Annotated in this window: 11 protein-coding genes; 8 read left to right on the forward strand and 3 right to left on the reverse strand. The window is 63.1% G+C overall.

Annotation, left to right across the window (positions count from 1 at the left end):
• The first annotated feature begins 298 nt into the window (after window positions 1–298).
• Together ACVWWN_RS21960 and ACVWWN_RS21965 are read left to right on the forward strand one after the other, a co-directional pair.
• Window positions 299–1,852 carry an APC family permease gene (locus ACVWWN_RS21960; protein ID WP_457145730.1) on the forward strand — a complete coding sequence of 518 codons (1,554 nt, stop codon included), beginning with the start codon at window positions 299–301 and terminating at the stop codon, window positions 1,850–1,852.
• 79 nt (window positions 1,853–1,931) lie between these two features.
• Window positions 1,932–3,158, forward strand: a complete 1,227-nt coding sequence (locus tag ACVWWN_RS21965; RefSeq protein WP_457145731.1) for a cytochrome P450 — start codon at window positions 1,932–1,934, stop codon at window positions 3,156–3,158.
• Window positions 3,159–3,280: 122 nt separating this feature from the next.
• Here the strand turns inward: ACVWWN_RS21965 and ACVWWN_RS21970 are convergent, their stop codons facing one another.
• Both ACVWWN_RS21970 and sigJ read right to left on the reverse strand, forming a co-directional pair.
• Window positions 3,281–3,739 (reverse strand): carboxymuconolactone decarboxylase family protein, encoded by a 459-nt coding sequence (locus tag ACVWWN_RS21970; protein ID WP_457145732.1) that lies wholly within the window; start codon window positions 3,737–3,739, stop codon window positions 3,281–3,283.
• 208 nt (window positions 3,740–3,947) lie between these two features.
• Window positions 3,948–4,814, reverse strand: coding sequence for an RNA polymerase sigma factor SigJ (gene sigJ / locus ACVWWN_RS21975; RefSeq protein ID WP_457145733.1), 867 nt, complete (start codon window positions 4,812–4,814; stop codon window positions 3,948–3,950).
• 965 nt (window positions 4,815–5,779) lie between these two features.
• Here sigJ and ACVWWN_RS21980 point away from each other — a divergent pair.
• Complete coding sequence (locus ACVWWN_RS21980) at window positions 5,780–7,009, forward strand: FAD-binding oxidoreductase (RefSeq protein WP_457145734.1); 1,230 nt, start codon at window positions 5,780–5,782, stop codon at window positions 7,007–7,009.
• A gap of 156 nt (window positions 7,010–7,165) precedes the next feature.
• Window positions 7,166–7,576: a cupin domain-containing protein gene (locus tag ACVWWN_RS21985; protein ID WP_457145735.1), complete on the forward strand. Its 411-nt coding sequence runs from the start codon at window positions 7,166–7,168 to the stop codon at window positions 7,574–7,576.
• Window positions 7,577–7,662: 86 nt separating this feature from the next.
• Here the strand turns inward: ACVWWN_RS21985 and ACVWWN_RS21990 are convergent, their stop codons facing one another.
• Window positions 7,663–9,066, reverse strand: coding sequence for an FAD-binding oxidoreductase (locus ACVWWN_RS21990; protein WP_457145736.1), 1,404 nt, complete (start codon window positions 9,064–9,066; stop codon window positions 7,663–7,665).
• A 944-nt stretch (window positions 9,067–10,010) separates the two neighbouring features.
• Between ACVWWN_RS21990 and ACVWWN_RS21995 the strand changes: the two genes are divergently transcribed.
• From ACVWWN_RS21995 to ACVWWN_RS22010, 4 genes are all read left to right on the forward strand, one after another.
• The gene (locus ACVWWN_RS21995) at window positions 10,011–10,457 is read left to right on the forward strand and encodes an MmpS family transport accessory protein (RefSeq protein ID WP_457145737.1); all 447 of its coding nucleotides are present in this window, start codon (window positions 10,011–10,013) and stop codon (window positions 10,455–10,457) included.
• On the forward strand, window positions 10,454–13,315 hold the full coding sequence (locus ACVWWN_RS22000; RefSeq protein WP_457145738.1) for an MMPL/RND family transporter: 2,862 nt from the start codon (window positions 10,454–10,456) through the stop codon (window positions 13,313–13,315). Before ACVWWN_RS21995 ends, ACVWWN_RS22000 begins: the two co-directional genes overlap by 4 nt.
• A gap of 220 nt (window positions 13,316–13,535) precedes the next feature.
• Window positions 13,536–14,279: an FAD-dependent oxidoreductase gene (locus tag ACVWWN_RS22005; protein WP_457149226.1), complete on the forward strand. Its 744-nt coding sequence runs from the start codon at window positions 13,536–13,538 to the stop codon at window positions 14,277–14,279.
• Between the two features lie 822 nt (window positions 14,280–15,101).
• The gene (locus ACVWWN_RS22010; RefSeq protein ID WP_457145739.1) at window positions 15,102–16,664 is read left to right on the forward strand and encodes a glycosyltransferase family 39 protein; all 1,563 of its coding nucleotides are present in this window, start codon (window positions 15,102–15,104) and stop codon (window positions 16,662–16,664) included.
• Window positions 16,665–16,735: the final 71 nt, after the last annotated feature.

The following is a 16,735-nucleotide window of genomic DNA, read 5'->3' on the forward strand; positions in this document are numbered from 1 at the left end:
GCATCGACCTCGACCATGATCCTCACGGCGTAACGACTGGCCTGAACGCCCCGGGCTTCTCCCCCGACCGCTCCCCCTGTGCGGGCAACGGGGCCACAAGACCCCGAAGACCAGCCGGACTCATCCACTAGGAGCCCGCAGGCGATAAGCGTGAACGCATCGGATTTGACGATGCACTAAGTCGGATTCTTGTGTTTTACAGCTAGTTCACTCCGGCGCATAGTGGTGGTCGTCACACCGACCGCCACGACGTGGCAGCGGCGACTGCGCTACGTCATCTCACACAACGGAGATTGTCATGTCGGAACTAGCCGATAGCGTTCGCCCCTCCGGCGCCACTGGATTGACGGAACTGGCCGCCAAGCAGGAGGCCCGGTTAATCAAGACGCTACGCCGCGGCGACATCGTCCTGTTCATCGTCGCCGCCGTGATCAGCGTCGACACCATAGGAGTGATGGCGTCCGGCGGACCCGAGGGACTTCTCTGGGCGATTTTCCTCGCGGGTGCATTTCTCGTCCCATCCGCAATGATCTTCGCCGAAACGGGCGGTGCGTTCACCGAGGAGGGCGGCCCGTACAACTGGGTCAAGTACGCGTTCGGGCGCAGTTGGGCGGCGGTGGCCGTGGTGCTGTATTGGATCACCAATCCGATCTGGCTGGGTGGCTCCCTGGTCTTCATCACCTCGGCGGTCTGGAATCAATATGTCTTCGGCATCGCGCCGCAAAGTCCCGCGGACTATCTCTTCAAGCTGATTTTCATCTGGGTGGCGATCACGCTGGCTATCGTGAGCCTGCAGAAGGGAAAAGTGGTCATCAGCGCAGGTGCGATTGCCAAACTTCTCGTGCTGATCAGCCTGGTGGTGACTGCGATCATCTACGGTTTCACGAACGGTTTTGAACCAATCACCTTGTCGTCGCTGACACCGACCAGCGGAGGATTCCTCGCGATCGTTCCGATCGCACTCTTCGCATACCTCGGATTTGAATCGCCAAATTCCGCGGCAGGAGAGATGCACAACCCGCAAAAGGACGTCCCCGCCGCGATTCGCCGCGGCAGCGTCATCACCATGCTTGCGTATGTACTGCCGGTCTTGGCGATCATCTGGGCGACACCGGCAGACGAGATCGGTGACGCCGGCGTGATGGCAGCCCTGGAGCGCGCCTACTCTGTCTACGGACCTGCAGCCGGTTTCCTGGTCACGCTGACCGCCTTGCTGTTCGCATTCGCTCTGCTCACTCAGGGCAGCGCATGGATGATGGCGACCGACCGGATGCAAGCGATGGCCGCCGCCGACGGATCCTTCTTCGGCGGGTTCTTCGGCGAGTTCCACCCTAAGCTGGGCACTCCGGTCCGGATGAACATCCTTTCGGGCGTGGTGTCCACAGTCTTTGCCATCGCCGCTCTTACGTTCGTCCACGGCACCACTGCTGCGATTTTCGTGGTTGTCCTGACGGTGGCCGTGTCCACCCTGCTGATCAGCTACCTGCTCATCGTGCCGGCCGTCATGAAGCTCCGCAGAGACTTCCCTGATGTGACCCGCCCCTACCGCGTTCCTGGCGGCACTACCGGCTTCTATGTTCTAGCCGCCGTGGTGCTGGGCTTCATCGTGCTGGGATCGTGGGTGGCTGTCTTCCCCGGCACCATCGAGCGCCTCTTCGGCCTGGAGTACTCATTTGTAGACGTGTGGGGCGTATCCCAACTGAACTTCGAGCTTTTTACGGTCGGCACCCTGGTCGTTGTGATCTTGATCGCGTTGATCGGGTATCGGCGAGGGCGCGGCGTGCGGGCGGCGGCAGCCCGTGCATCATCGGCTGACGCGCTTGTCGCCGATATGACTGACCGCGAGGCCTGATCTGCAGTGTCGTCGAAGCACTTCGGCGACGCAGTTCGTTCCATCCCGACACCGCTCACGACTAACGGGAGCCCGACTAGTGCACGCGAAACCCCCCATCGTGCAGGCTGATCCGATCAAGACTGCTTTGGACATCGTCGCGGACCTACCGTTGCAAGCTCTCGAAGACGACCCCTATCAGTTTTACGGCTGGATGCGCGCTGAGGCTCCGATCGTCTACGTACCTGAAACAGGTCGGGTTCTGGTCACTACCTGGGATCTGTGCAAGGAGGCAGGCGTCAACGACAGCGTCTTCGGCCCCACCAAACAGGCACACGAAACCGTCTACGGCTGCCCGAATGTCATGAGCATGACGGGCGACGAGCATCGTAAGTTGCGGAATGCCGCCAAGGCGCCCGTGCGTCCCAAAGCGGTCAAGGGATACTACGAGAACGGCATCCGCAGGACCGCAGTGCGCTACATCGAGTCGATCCGCGTGAAAGGCGCGGCCGACGCGACCCTCGAGATCTTCGAACCCATCAGCCAGCGCCTGGTCGGCGACGTGCTCGGTTTCACCGACGTCGACAATGCCACTCTGAGTCGATGGTTCCACGTCTACGCGGACTATCTGGTCGATTACGGTCGCGACCGCCAGGTTGCCGAACGCATCAAGGACGTCAAGGCCGAGGTATGGGAATACCTCGAAGCGCGGATCCGACTACTCGCCGAGCATCCGGACCACAGTGGCCTGAATCATCTTCTGCGCGACGGCATGCCACCGGGCGAACTGCGTTCCATCACCGACATCGCTCCAACGGTCGGCGTACTGATCGTCGGCGGGTTCCAAGAGCCGGCGCACCTCATTTCCAACACGTTGCTGGGCTTGTTCGGGCGGCCCGAACAAGCACGGCGGGTCGCTTCGGATCCTGCGACCTGGGCCCGCACGGCGTTGGAGGAAGGGCTGCGCTGGCTTCCCCCCTTCGGATTCACCGAAAAGCTGACGACAGAAGATGTCGTTCTCGGGAACGTTCGCGTACCCGCGCACACAGAGATCGCCCTGGTGATCGGCTCTGCCAATCGGGATCCCACACGGTTTGTCCACCCTGACGTTTTCGACATGGACCGCTCCGACCAAGGCAATCTGTCGTTCGGCTTTGGCTCGCACTTCTGCATCGGCCACAACCTCGCTCGTGCGATCGGCGAAGTGGTGCTCGAAGAGATGTTCCGGCTGCTACCCAACCTTCGGTTAGACCCGAACCGTGAGCCCATCGTGAACGGTTGGCTCACCCGCGCGGCGAAATCACTGCCGATTGTGTGGGATATCTGAGCTGAAATGGTGCGCACCAAACCGGACTATCGTCGAAGACACGGTCTACCTGGTCCTTCCACGTCGTTCCGCAATCCAACACCATGGAACGCAGCGCAGTCTCGTGCCGCTGAGGCGCGAGATCAGCCGGCAACCGAGTACCGGCTGGTGATCGCGACGCGATTGAAGGCGTTCATCACCGTGGCAAGCCAGGTGACAGCCGAGATCTGGTCTGGGGTGAGTGCGGCCGCGGCGGTGTCGTAAATCTCGTCGCTGACGTGCCCGTCGGACACCCGGGTGATCGCCTCGGTCAGACGCAGGGCGGCGCGGTCGGTCTCGGAGAAGTAGCCGGTTTCTTCCCATGCGGGTAGCACGGCGATCCGGTCGGGGTTCTCGCCAATCTTGAGGGCCTCGCGGGTGTGCATACGCAGGCAGAACGCGCAACCGTTGATCTGTGATGCGCGTATCTTCACCAACTCCACCAGGAGCGGGTCAAGGTCTGCTGCGGCGGCGTTGCGTTCCACCTCCGCCGATAAGGCGATGAGGGCGTTGTAGGCGGCTGGGTGCTGCGTGTTGACGGGTACGCGATTCGTGGTCGGCATGATTCCTTCGTTTCGTTGGTGTGGGCTGCGCCGGTGGGGTCCACTCAGGCGCGTCGAATTTCGGCGGGTTGCCGGCGATCATCGACGATGGCATGTAACAGAGGGAATGCAGGCCGTACCGCGGTGAGCGATCGCATCTGTGCGCGAGCATCCCTTCGTCGTCTCGTTCTCATCAGGGAGACGAGGTAGCCCCTGCGGGTGTGACAGCTCAGAGATGAGAAAGTTTGTCCGGGTTGAGGATCCTGCGGTAAGCGGTGATCAACCCGTCAGCGATCTGCACCGTATCGACGCAGTAGACGCCACCCTCCCGGTAGAGCACGAGGGCGAGCTCGCCGCCTACCTCAATGAGCTTGATGCGGTCCGGACGCCACTGGCGCCCCACTCGTACCATCACCTCGGCGACGCGCTCACCGCCATGGATGAACTTGCGTGCCGCCGAGACCTTGCCGCCGCCGTCGGTGACATAGACGACACCCGGGTGCAAGAGCCGGACCAGACCATCCATATCACCGGACTCGTAGGCGGCGCGGAAGGTCACCAGGACCCGTTCCCGCTCCGCCTTCGACACCTGCGCAGTGGATCCCTTTGCCTTGGCCACGCGCCGTCGCGCCCGCGAGGCGAGCTGCCGCGCACCCGGCGCGGAGACCTCCAGCACTTCTGCGATTCGGGCGAACTCGATACCGAAGACGTCGTGGAGGACAAAGGCCACCCGCTCCGGCGGGCTCAGCTCATCCATGATCAGCAACATCGCCGAGCTGACCGAGTCGTCGACGAGGACCGGCTCCGACGCGTCCGGCCCTGTCAGCAGCGGTTCCGGCAGCCACGGCCCAAGATAGGCCTCGCGGCGCAAGCGGGCACTCTTGAGGATGTCGTAGGACCGTCGCGCGGCCACCGTGACCAACCAGGCCCGCAGATCATCGACGTTGTCCAGATCCGCCCCGGCAGCCCGCAGCCACACATCCTGAGCCACGTCCTCGGCATCAGCCACACTGCCCAGCAGTCGGTAGGCCGCACCGAATACCGCAGGTCGATGCGTCGCCCACTCGGCAACGAGGATATTCTGCTGCTCAGACAATTCCGCTACCCTTGCAGATTCGACCTCCTCTGGCGTACGACGCCAGCGTAACCGGGGCTGTTCCGAGATCGGTATTCCGTCCGGTGGTGGGCTACTTCGCGTCATGCATCACCGTCTGGAAACCTCATCCGCTTGTCCTTGCTCGACCGGGCGTTTCCCGCGGTGGCTCGTCGTGCTGGACGACGTCGACAGATGCCGCATCGCGGGCGAGTTGTCGGCAAGTATTTTTGCCATGACTGACCTTCCGTATTCAGACGTGCATCCGGGATAGACCAAGAGCGGTTGAGCGTCGGGCTGAGTACCGCACCTATCGGGAGGACTCCCAGGGGGTAACGCCGCGCACGGTGTGAATTGCGCAATCGGCCACCGGAATGTGACGTGGTCAACGGCGAAGGCGTCGGACGACGTTGTGCACCAACCACAACTGGTCTCCGTGACCGACCGCGATGAAAGTGGCGGATGCCAGGATTGCCCGCTTGTCTGGTGTGGAGTGCTCTTCGACGGTGTATCCATGCGTTGGAGCATCGCCATCGACTGGTCGATACGGTGCAGATCGCTGACGGGTTGATCACCGCTTACCGCAGGATCCTCAACCCGGACAAACTTTCTCATCTCTGAGCTGTCACACCCGCAGGGGCTACCTCGTCTCCCTGATGAGAACGAGACGACGAAGGGATGCTCGCGCACAGATGCGATCGCTCACCGCGGTACGGCCTGCATTCCCTCTGTTACATGCCATCGTCGATGATCGCCGGCAACCCGCCGAAATTCGACGCGCCTGAGTGGACCCCACCGGCGCAGCCCACCAACGAAACGAAGGAATCGTGCCGACCACGCAGAGGCTCGCAGATTCTGCTTTAGCCGACCTCCGTCAAAAGCTGGCGGGGACACTGGCTCTGCCGAATGAGGCTGGATACGAGTTGAGCACACCGTGGAATCAATCGGTCATGATGTCCCCTGCGGCCGTGGTTTCAGCCGCCCATGCCGATGATGTCGTCGCGGCGGTGCGATGGGCCTCGTCTAACGGCTTGCGCGTTGCCGTCCAGGCCACCGGTCACGGCGCAGTACCTTACGGGGAGGACGTACTGCTGATCCATACCGGCCGATTACGGCGGTGCAACATCAGTCTTGACGAGCACACCGCCAAGGTGGGTGCGGGCGTCTCATCGCAACAGCTGATCGACGCCTCGGCGCCGTTTGGCTTGGCGCCGCTTGTCGGGACCGCGGGTGACGTCGGGTTCGTCGGCTTCCTCAGTGGCGGAGGAATCGGGGCGATGGCCGCCACCTTTGGCTTGTCGTCGGATTCTGTGCGGTCACTGGACGTCGTAAGCGGGCAGGGGGAAAAGTATCACGTCACCCAGTCCGAACATGCCGATCTGTTCTGGGGATTGCGGGGCAGTAAGACCACTCTGGGAATCATCACCGAGGTCGAAATCGAACTACCCTTTCTGCCGACCTTCTACGGGGGCGCGCTGTACTTCGACGGTGCCGACTTTTCGCAGGTGCTACGGGAATGGTCAGACTCACTGACCAACGTTGCGGCGACGGCGTTGTCGGTGCTCCAACTCCCCAACATGCCGTTTGTTGCCCCCGAACTAGCCGGACGGCTGGTAGTCGTGGTTCGTATTGCCGCGGCGGTCTCATTGGTTACGGCCGAAAGGCTTCTGGCGCCGATACGGGCTGTCGCAAGGCCGATCAAAGACACCATCGGCGCCAGGCCCTACAGCGATATCACCAGTATCTACGACGAACCGACCATGCCTATGCCGGTGCAAAAGGACCTCACCTTGCTGCAATCGCTGCCGTCGGAAGCTGTTGACGCGCTGGCTGACACGGCAGGACCTCAGTCGCGGTCGCCAATGCTTGTCGTCACACTGCGCCGGTTGGGTGGTGCACTCGCCAGTAGCTCGGCTGCGCCGAGCGTATTCAGCCATCGCGAGGCGGCATACATGGTCCACACTGTCGGACTCAACGTGCCGTCGGACCCTCAGATCGTCGCCGATGCTGGCCGGCGAATTCATGATGCCCTGCGGCCCTGGGCCATTGACGGCATCTTCGCCAATTTCGTTGCAACCACCAACCCCGACCGGTTGAGGACCGCCTACAACGAAGTATCTCTGCGACGGCTTCAGGCCATGGCCCAACAGTACGATCCCCTAGGCATCCTGGCGACGGTCGGCCAGTTAGCGCGGTAGCAGCCCGCGATGTGCAGGACGATCTGTATTGGAGGTTGTTTTGGCCCAGTGATATGGCGCGGTGATATCCGCCCGGAAACTGTTTGCCGAACATCGACGAGGGCGTGCGGCACATCGAAATCGTACTACCACCACCTTCCTGAAAGGATTTTGACCGTGATTGGTTACGGGAACGTCAAGAAAACGGATCTCCTCAGTGCCACTCCTCCCTCCATTCCTGAGGGGTCGCATGCCATGACACAGCTCCTCGAACTCCCACCGGCCGACGCCGGTGTCGCGCCGCATCGCCACTCTGGGCCGGTCTTCGGATACGTACTGGAGGGCAGGATGCTTTTCGAGCTGGAGGGTGAAGCGCCCCGGGAAATCGTTGCGGGCGAAGCTTTCTGGGAACCTGGCGGCGACGTTGTGCACTACCAGATTGCGAATGCGGACGCAGACACCTGGCTCCGGCTTATCGCTGTGTGCATCTGTGCTCCAGGTGTGGAGATGGTTACCATGCTCGAACAAGAAGAAATCGTGGCCCGCGATCATCTGCGCCACCCGAGTGCCCGCCAGCACAACGGCTAGGTAGCCAGGTCGGGAACTGGGCCGGACGTGTTCGACGAAGTGATTACCGTGATTACGTCCGGCTCTGTTCGGGGGACCGTCTCTGCTCAGGAGGCCGGCATGATGTTGTGGTTGATGCAGAACATGTTGGTGGGGTCGTAGGTCTTCTTGATGCGTGCCAGGCGCTCGTAGCGTTCCGGGCCGTAGATTGCGGCGGCGTCGGCCGCTTCTTCGGGGGCGAGGTTGTTCACCAGCCGCCGGTCGCTCTGCCACGGCTGCATGCCGTCGAGTAGCGCGGCGACCGACTCCTTGAGCCGCTGCTCCTGCGGCAGCGGAGCGACCTCGACGCCCAACAGGACATACGGTAGGCCCCTGGTCGCCACGGCGTTGGGCACCGCCGGCTCCCGGTCCCAGGCCCCGCCCAGGGCACGCAGTTCGGCGATCCACATGGTGGTGTGGGAGTCCGGGCCGACGAGTTCGACCAGCGTGTCCTGCGCCTCGGCGGGAAATTCGCGCAGCATGATGCTGCGTTCGTAATACGGCAATGGGTCGGTTGGCTCGCTGTGGATGGATGCGACGTCGGTGTAGGGCATGTCGGCCACGGTGTCCAGGATTGGCCGAGCTGCTGCCCGCAACGGGGCGATCATCCGTTGGCCGTCCTCGGTGGTGCCGGTGTAGGCGATCCGCAGCGACACGGTGAACACGCCGCGCAGCGGTGCGGGCACTTCAGGCAGCGGCGGGAGCCGCATGGCGGCGAAGGAGGAGCTCATCGTCTCCGGTGTGTGCGGGAGCCAGGCGGTCCAGGCGCGCAGCACGTCGGCCATCTGTTCTCCGGGGAAGTAGATGGCGCCGCCGTAGAGCCGAGACACCGGGAACAGATCGAATTCCAGCGCCGTGACCACCGCGAAGTTTCCCTTGCCGCCGCGCAGCGCCCAGAACAGTTCGGGGTCAGACTGCGCGTCGACATGGCGCAGTTCGCCGTCGGCGGTCACCACGTCGAGTGAGCGCACATGGTCGGCGGCGTAACCGTGGGCGCGGCCCAGGGTCGGGCTCAGACCGCCGCCCAGGGTGTAACCGGAGACTCCCACCGTGGGATTGGATCCGTTCAGCGGTGCCAGCCCCGCTTCGGCTGCCTTGGGGACGACCTCGGCCCATATCGCTCCGGCGCCGACTCTGGCCGTGCGGCCGGCAGCGTCGATGGTGACGTCATTCATCAGGCGGGTAGTGATCAGGACGGCATCGTGGGCCTTGCCGACCATTTGGTGGCCGGTGGTCTTGACCAGGACCGGCCGGTGCTGTCCCGCCGCGAAAGCAACCGCCGCCTGGACATCGGATGCGCTCTGCGCCACCACGATCACCGCGGGCACCAGCTCGTGGTTCAGGTTGAACACGGCGCGTTCGTCGTCGTATCCCGCGTCTCCCGGCAGCAGAACCGTACCCGCCACCGCCGTCACGAGGGTCGCGGCATCCTCCCGCTGCACCGGCGGCAGAGACGAAACATCGAAAGTCATGACGGACATCCTCTTTTCTAGTGTGATAGGCCGGAGCGGCAAGAACGGACGAGGGTCCCGAAGGCCTGCGCTTCTGTCCGGCACCGTCTGGACGGGCACCGGGACAATTGATCGCCAGCCATCCCCGCTGGGGCAGGCTCACAGCGGGTAGGGCGGCGTACGTCCTCGTCGATGTGATACTTGCCTGTTTCATCAAATGTCTTGTGAGTCAACTTCATTCCGCCCATCGCATTTGGTGACCCATGTCACGGAATAGTGGCTTCGTCCCTCGACCCATATGTTGGTCACACCCAGACAGACTGGCCGCTCTCGACGCCCAGCGAGTCGAAGACCACCGCGAGGGTGTGCCCAGCGGGCTTGTCGCCGAGCACTTTTGGATCGGCAATGTTAAGGGCAGCACCAACTACGCCGATCCTCGGCAGTAGCACAGGCCGCTGTCGGTCGCGACTTGGGAGGCGTGCGCGCTGTGCACGAGCCGCGGGTCGACCGCTCATGCGCATGTCCATGACGCGGTTGAGCGCTTCGTTGGCACCGACCGCATTTCCACGTTAGTGTAGTTCACATGAATACTTCCACTGGAGGCGTCACGGCCCGCGACATCCTCAGTAGTCGCCGGCCGTGCCACCGCGAGTGGGCGTATGACGCGTGTCTCCGCTGCTCTATCCAGGTACCCGCGACATGCGCCGGACCGCAACACCTAAAAAGACTGGCTCACCGTAATTTCAATAGTCAGGGCTCGCCCAACTCCGCGGTGTCAATCCCGCGTGGAGGAAACCGCGGGCCCGTGACGCGCCATCTGGGCCCAGAGGCGCCGCACATCACGACCGGTGTTCGGAGAGCCATCATCGTCGACGAGCACCTGCGCGACGGTCACCTGGTTGATATCTCCTAAAGAGATGTCCCACCGTTCGGCAACGTGTCGCCGCTCGTCGAAAGGGTCAGGGATGCAGCGGGTTTCGCTCGGCGGCGTGCTGAGCCGGCGATGGATGCTGCTGGTGGCGGTGCTCGTGGTCGTGGTGGCGGGATTCGCGGTGTACCGGCTGAACGGCATCTTCGGTTCACGCGATGTCACCTCCACTCCTAGCGGCGCGGAGAACAACATCGTCGCGTTCAACCCCAAGCACGTTGTGTTGGAGGTGTTCGGCGCCCCGGGCGCCGTCGCGACCATCACCTATCTGGACGTGCACGCTCAACCGCAGCGGGTCGACGACGCGGCGCTGCCGTGGGCCTACGACACCACCACCACCGACCCGGCGGTGTTCGTCAACGTCTCCGCCCAGGGCGACGGCGACTCCATCGGCTGCCGGATCACGATCGACGACGTGGTCAAGGACGAGAGAACGGCCAACACGGTGAACGCCTACACGTACTGCCTGGACAAGTCGGGATGAGCAACCATCTCGTCGAGCGCGCGACGATCACCGACCGGGTGGCCAGGTGGATTCGTTGGCTCTGTGTGCCGATCGTGTTGTTCTGGGTGGCCGTCGCCGCCCTGACGAACGTGCTGGTGCCCCAGCTCGAGGCGGTCGGTGAAGTTCACAACGTGGCGTTGAGTTCGCCGGATTCACCCTCGCTGCAGGCGTTTGAGCGTATCGGCAAGGTGTTCGGTGAGTTCGACTCCGACAGTGCGGCGATGGTGGTGCTGGAGGGCGATCAGCCGCTCGGCGCCGATGCCCACCGCTACTACGACGAGCTGGTCCAGCGGCTCGAGGACGACCGCAGGCACATCGAGCACGTGCAGGATTTCTGGGGTGACCCGCTGACCGCCGCCGGGTCGCAGAGCCCCGACGGCAAGGCCGCCTACGTGCAGGTGTTCCTGTCCGGCAACCAGGGCGAGGCGTTGTCGCTGGAGTCGGTCGACGCGCTGCGCGACATCATCGCCAAGACAGCGGCCCCACCGGGGGTCCATGCCTACGTCGCCGGCTCGGCGCCCCAGATCGCCGATCAGTTCGAGGTGGGCAACGCGGGCACCGTCATGGTCACCCTGTTGACCGTCGCGGTGATCGCGCTGATGTTGCTCATCGTGTACCGCTCGCCGGTCACGATGATCCTGGCGCTGGTCACGGTGCTCATCGAGATGTCGGCGGCGCGCGGGATCGTGGCGTTCCTCGCCAACGCGGGTGTGATCGGGCTGTCGACGTATTCGACGAACATCCTCACGCTGCTGGTCATCGCCGCCGGCACGGACTACATCATCTTCCTGCTCGGCCGTTATCACGAGCGGCGCAACGAGGGCCTGGACAAAGAGGTCGCCTTCGCCGACATGTACCGCGGCACCTCGCACGTGATCCTGGGGTCGGGGCTGACCATCGCCGGTGCGGTGTTCTGCCTGTACTTCACCCGCCTGCCGTATTTCCAGAGCCTGGGGATTCCGGCCGCGATCGGTGTGCTGGTCTCGTTGATCGCCTCGTTGACCCTGGCGCCGGCGGTGATCGTGATCGGCGGCCGCTTCGGTCTGCTCGAACCGAAGCGCACGACGGCCAAGCGGGGGTGGCGGCGGATCGGCACGGCGATCGTGCGGTGGCCGGGGCCGATCCTGATCGCCACGCTGGCGCTGGCCTTCGTCGGGTTGGCGGCGTTGTCGGGCTACCGGGTGAGTTACGACATCGGCGGGTATATGCCGGCCAGTGCACCGTCGAATGTGGGATACGCCGCTGCGGAGCGGCACTTCTCCAAGGCCCGGCTGAATCCTGAACTGCTGATGATCGAGACCGACCATGATCTGCGCAATCCCACCGACATGATCCTGCTGGAGCGGGTGGCCAAGGCCGTGTTCCACACCGACGGCATCGCGCAGGTGCAGTCGATCACCCGGCCGCTGGGCACGCCGTTGGACCACACCTCGATCCCGTTCCAGCTCAGTACCAGCAGTGCGGCCCAGATCAACAACCTGCCCTTCCAGCAGGACCGCGCCAACGATCTGACCAAGCAGGTGGCCGTCATCGACGACACCATCGGCGTGCTGCGCCAACAACTGGCGTTGCAGCAGCAGTCCAGCGACGTGACCCACGAGCAGAGCGTGGCGTTTCAGGACACCGTCGCCACGGCAAAGGAGCTGCGCGACAAGATCGCGAACTTCGACGATTTCTTCCGGCCGCTGCGCAACTACTTCTATTGGGAACCACACTGTTTCGACATCCCGGTCTGTTGGGCGTTGCGGTCGCTGTTCGACGCGCTGGACGGGATCGACGAGCTGACCGATCAGTTGAGCAATGTGGCGATCAGCATCGGCAAGCTGGATGCGCTGCAGCCCAAGCTGCTCGCGTTGATCCCGCCGCAGATCGCCAATCAGCAGACCAACCGCGACCTGACGATGACGAACTACGCCACCACGGCCGGTATCTACGACCAGTCGCAGGCGGCGCTGCAGAACTCCACCGCGCTGGGCCAGGCCTACGACGCGTCCAAGACCGACGACTCCTTCTACCTGCCGCCGGAGGCGTTCAGCAACCCCGAGTTCCTGCGCGGGCTGAAACTGTTCCTGTCGCCGGACGGCAAGGCCGCGCGGATGATCATCACCCATGACGTGGATCCGGCAACACCCGAAGGTATCGCCCACATCGACGCGATCAGGCACGCGGCCCAGGAGGCCGTCAAGGGCACCCCGTTGGCCGGCTCCAGAATCTACATCGGCGGCACCGCATCAACCTACAAAGACATCTCTGAGATGGCGCACTACGACCTGATCATCGCCGGCATCGCCTCGCTCAGCCTCATCCTGATGATCATGATGTTCATCACGCGCAGCCTGGTCGCCGCACTCGTCATCGTGGGCACCGTAGCGCTGTCGTTGGGCGCCTCGGTCGGCCTGTCGGTGTTGGTCTGGCAACACCTGTTGGGCATCCCGCTGTACTGGGTGATCCTGCCGTTGTCCGTGATCCTGCTACTGGCCGTGGGGTCGGACTACAACCTGCTGCTGGTCTCCCGGTTCAAGGACGAGATCCACGCCGGCATCAACACCGGCATCATCCGATCCATGGCCGGCAGCGGCTCGGTGGTGACCGCCGCCGGACTCGTATTCGCCTTCACCATGACCTCGTTCATCTACAGCGACCTGCTGGCGCTCGGCCAGATCGGCACCACCATCGCGCTCGGCCTGCTGTTCGACACCCTGATCGTGCGATCATTCATGACCCCGTCCATCGCCGCGCTACTCGGACGATGGTTCTGGTGGCCCGTGAAGGTGCGCCAACGGCCCGTGGCGGAAAAGTTTGGCGGTGAGGATATGCGCCAGCTTTCGCTGTTCTGACCGGACGACTATGCGGCCGGCATGCGTGCAAAATCGTTCTGGCGCTTTGGATTGCGGTCACGCAACAGCGCGTTGATTGAGAGTAGGTAAGCACGCTCGCGTGCCCTCCTATGCGTCTCTCGAGATTCCGCAACCGGGTCCTTTGGCGGAGCCATGATCTGCCAGAGGCCGAACCGACGAAGGTGAAAATACCCATGCGCAAAGACAACGCGTCGCAATCATTGGTGCCGGGCCAGTAGGATTGATTGTTGCGCACGAACTGCTGCGCAGGAACGTGCCGGTTCGACTTCTTGACAAGCGGCCGGGACCGTCACATACCACCCGGGCCTTCACCCTTCACGCGCGATCGTGGGAGATGTTCGAACATATCGGCGTCGCGCACCGCTTGGAAGAGATATCGCTGCCATGCCCAGGCAACGTCTATCACTTCGAAGGACTCTCTGACGACGAAAAGCCGAGAACAGACTTCAGGCCACTGCCGACGCGATACCCCTTCTACTACAAGCTTTACCAGAATGATTTCGGGCAGGTCCTTCGCGAGAATCTTCGCGCCCAGTACGGAATAACTCCCGAATATGGCAGGGAACTAACCGACCTCACCCAGGATCACGAGAAGGTGACGATATCGATTGCTGATCATCGCTACGCCCGGGCCGACCAGACGATGTCGATTTCGCGCGGGATACGGCGGACGCGGCCACGGCACGCTACGGTCAGCGAGTGCAGCCCGTGCTTGTTGCGCCGACGGGCGAAGGGCTTCGACCAGGACCATTTGGTGGATGACCAGCTCGGTGAACTGGCCCAACGCTACGCGATCGGCTGTCACGACGCTCGCGTTATTCTCATTCGACCGGATATGTACGTCGGTGCCCACAGCGTCCTTGAGGATGCCGGTCAAGTCGTTGATTTCATCGGGACATGGCTGATTCCAATGAAATCCACAACGAACGCTCCGATCCAGTGAAGGCTGGCCGCGCCACTAGCCGGCGCACTCGGCATAGGCCGCCTTCATCGACTAACGGACCACTCACTACTTGGCGTGATCTCCTTGCCGAGGGCCCTCCCCTGATCGCCGAACTCCTCGGCGACCAAGTCGCCCAACGGCACGTGCAACTTGCCGCCTGGCGAAATGCCCCTGCCAACACTCGCAAATCCTTTGCATCTCTCACAAATGCGCAACATCGAATGTGCGGCATTACGTTCATCTCGAAAAGCGTTGCTTCACATCCGATTAGCGTTGTTCGCGGTCCCTTCGAATTTGGGCAGGTCTCCAAATTGCATTTAGAACCCCGCCGCTGACGATGAGAAGTGATGTGGATGACTGGCTGAGGTCCGCCGCTTGCGCCGGTCCGAAGGGATGCCCATCAAGGCGATGGGCCGGTTGATACGAGTCGGGTGCAATACGGTGCGCCGAGCGTGGGCGAACTGAGGTGCCACCGAAGAACCCGCCGCCGGCGCGGGGGTCTCAAGGATCGGATCCGTGATCTCCGAGCGCACAAAGTCTCCTTGGCCGCGGCCGACCCGGCGCGTGGCAGAACCGGTCCTTTGCTTGCGATTGCACCGCGAATTCCGGACCCACTCGCTACGGTCGCCGCATGGTGCAAGTGAGATGGACGAGCCGATGTCTGCTCGCGACACTGAACCTCGCAGTCAAAATGCGCCCGCCGGCCTGGACCACGCTCGGCACGCTGTTGGCTGGCACGATCGCGCTACCACGGGCCATTTTCGAGCCATTCTGCGCCAAACAGGGAAACAAAAAATTCGATCTGTAACAGCAGTCTCCCCCGTGCCAACGTTTCGAGTCGCATTGCCACTCGCGGCAGCGGTCGTGGTCGGCGTGGCGCTGCGCACATTGGTGTGGTGGCCGTCGCACAACCTCTTTGGTGTGCTCGAGTACGACGATGGCGTCTACTACGCGTCCGCGCGACTGCCTCTCGATAGCGACCTGCCCTACTCCGACTTCTTGATCGTCCACCCGCCCGGGGTGTCACTTGTCCTGCTGCCCGCGGCCGCCTTCGGACACCTCCTCGGCGACCCGATCGGAATGGTCGCCGGCCGGTTCGAGATGCAGTTGGTCGTGGCGCTCAACATCGTGCTCGTGTACCGGCTCGCCGCGCTCCTCCCCGGTGACCGGGTGACTCGCAGCCGACGTGCGCTCGTCGCGGCCGCCCTCTACGCCGTCATGCCGAACGCGATCGTGGCCGGGCAGACGATCCTGCTGGAGCCGCTCGCTACATGTGCATGCCTCGCAGCGGTCTGGTTCCTGCTTCGCCACGACCAACCCACACGCGTCGACCTTGTTGCCTGCGGCATGTTCCTGGTCGCCGGTGTCTCGCTGAAGCTATTCGCACTCTCCTATCTAGTCGTGGTCGTCGGGTACCTTCTATGGACCCGACGACCCGGATGGCTGATACCGCTGGCCGGCGGCGGGCTCCTTGCGATGGCTGTGGTCATCGCGCCGTTCGTCGCCTCAGCTCCTGCCCGCGCCTGGCACGACGTGGTCGTCACCCAGCTCGGCCGCCCGCGCAACCCGTTCGTGCCCGACGGCCTCGACCGTGTCGTCAACATGGTTGGGCTCGCCGACATCACGATCCCAGTCGCCCTGGTGCTGATCGCGCTGCTCGTGGTGGTCAGTTTTCGACGTTTCGACCCGCAAGCCGGGCTGTGGGTGTCAGTGCTGGTGATCACTGCTCTGGCGTTCGCGACGTCACCGACTTACTTCACGCATTACGGCGAATTCCTCGGTCCCGGCGTCGCGCTCTTGGTGAGCCGCGCCCTCGACATACGAAGAGGCGCTCTGATCGCCATGGCATTCGCCGTCGCGTTCGTGATCGGCACCGGCGTTCAGCTCAGCGATCTTCGGGGCCAGGGGAACCTGCTTTCCGCCGCAGCCGCCATTCCCAACGGCAGTTGCGTCTACTCCGACGCGATCAGCCTGCCTCTGATGGCCGGCGTCTACAGCGCGCCAAGCCCCCTTTGCCCGTCATACGTCGACGGACGCGGCGTCGCCCTGACCCAAAACACCACTTGGGACAACCGCGTGAGCTTCTACCCGTACGGGTTCGTCGCCGACAAATGTTGGCAGGAAGCCAACGTTGAACAAATGCGGCACGCCGATTACCTGCTCCTGCGGTATTCTCCGCCGACATTTCCGGAGTGGGACGGGTCGACGCGTGCTTACGTCTTGAGCCACTTCGCCCTAACCGTCGGTTATCCAAATGGCCGGCAGCCGTTCGAGTTGTGGAGGCGCACGACACCTCGGGCACATGGTGGCACTGCGCCGCAAACGATAGCAAACGCCGAATGTCGATTGGAGGAAGTCGCCGATGCTCGCGTGCAACGCCCTTGACGATTAGCCGGTGCTGACAACTAGACGCAGCCTCGAATGTGCTAACCGAGAACCCCAGGTCGGAAGCTGGC

It is taken from the genome of Mycobacterium sp. URHB0021 (assembly GCF_054057895.1).

Bases quoted from the DNA above. Each gene is read 5' to 3' on its own strand.
- ACVWWN_RS21960 (WP_457145730.1), top strand. From the start codon at position 299: ATGTCGGAACTAGCCGATAGCGTTCGCCCCTCCGGCGCCACTGGATTG.
- ACVWWN_RS21970 (WP_457145732.1), bottom strand. From the start codon at position 3,739: ATGCCGACCACGAATCGCGTACCCGTCAACACGCAGCACCCAGCCGCC.
- ACVWWN_RS21990 (WP_457145736.1), bottom strand. From the start codon at position 9,066: ATGACTTTCGATGTTTCGTCTCTGCCGCCGGTGCAGCGGGAGGATGCC.
- ACVWWN_RS21995 (WP_457145737.1), top strand. From the start codon at position 10,011: ATGCAGCGGGTTTCGCTCGGCGGCGTGCTGAGCCGGCGATGGATGCTG.
- ACVWWN_RS22000 (WP_457145738.1), top strand. From the start codon at position 10,454: ATGAGCAACCATCTCGTCGAGCGCGCGACGATCACCGACCGGGTGGCC.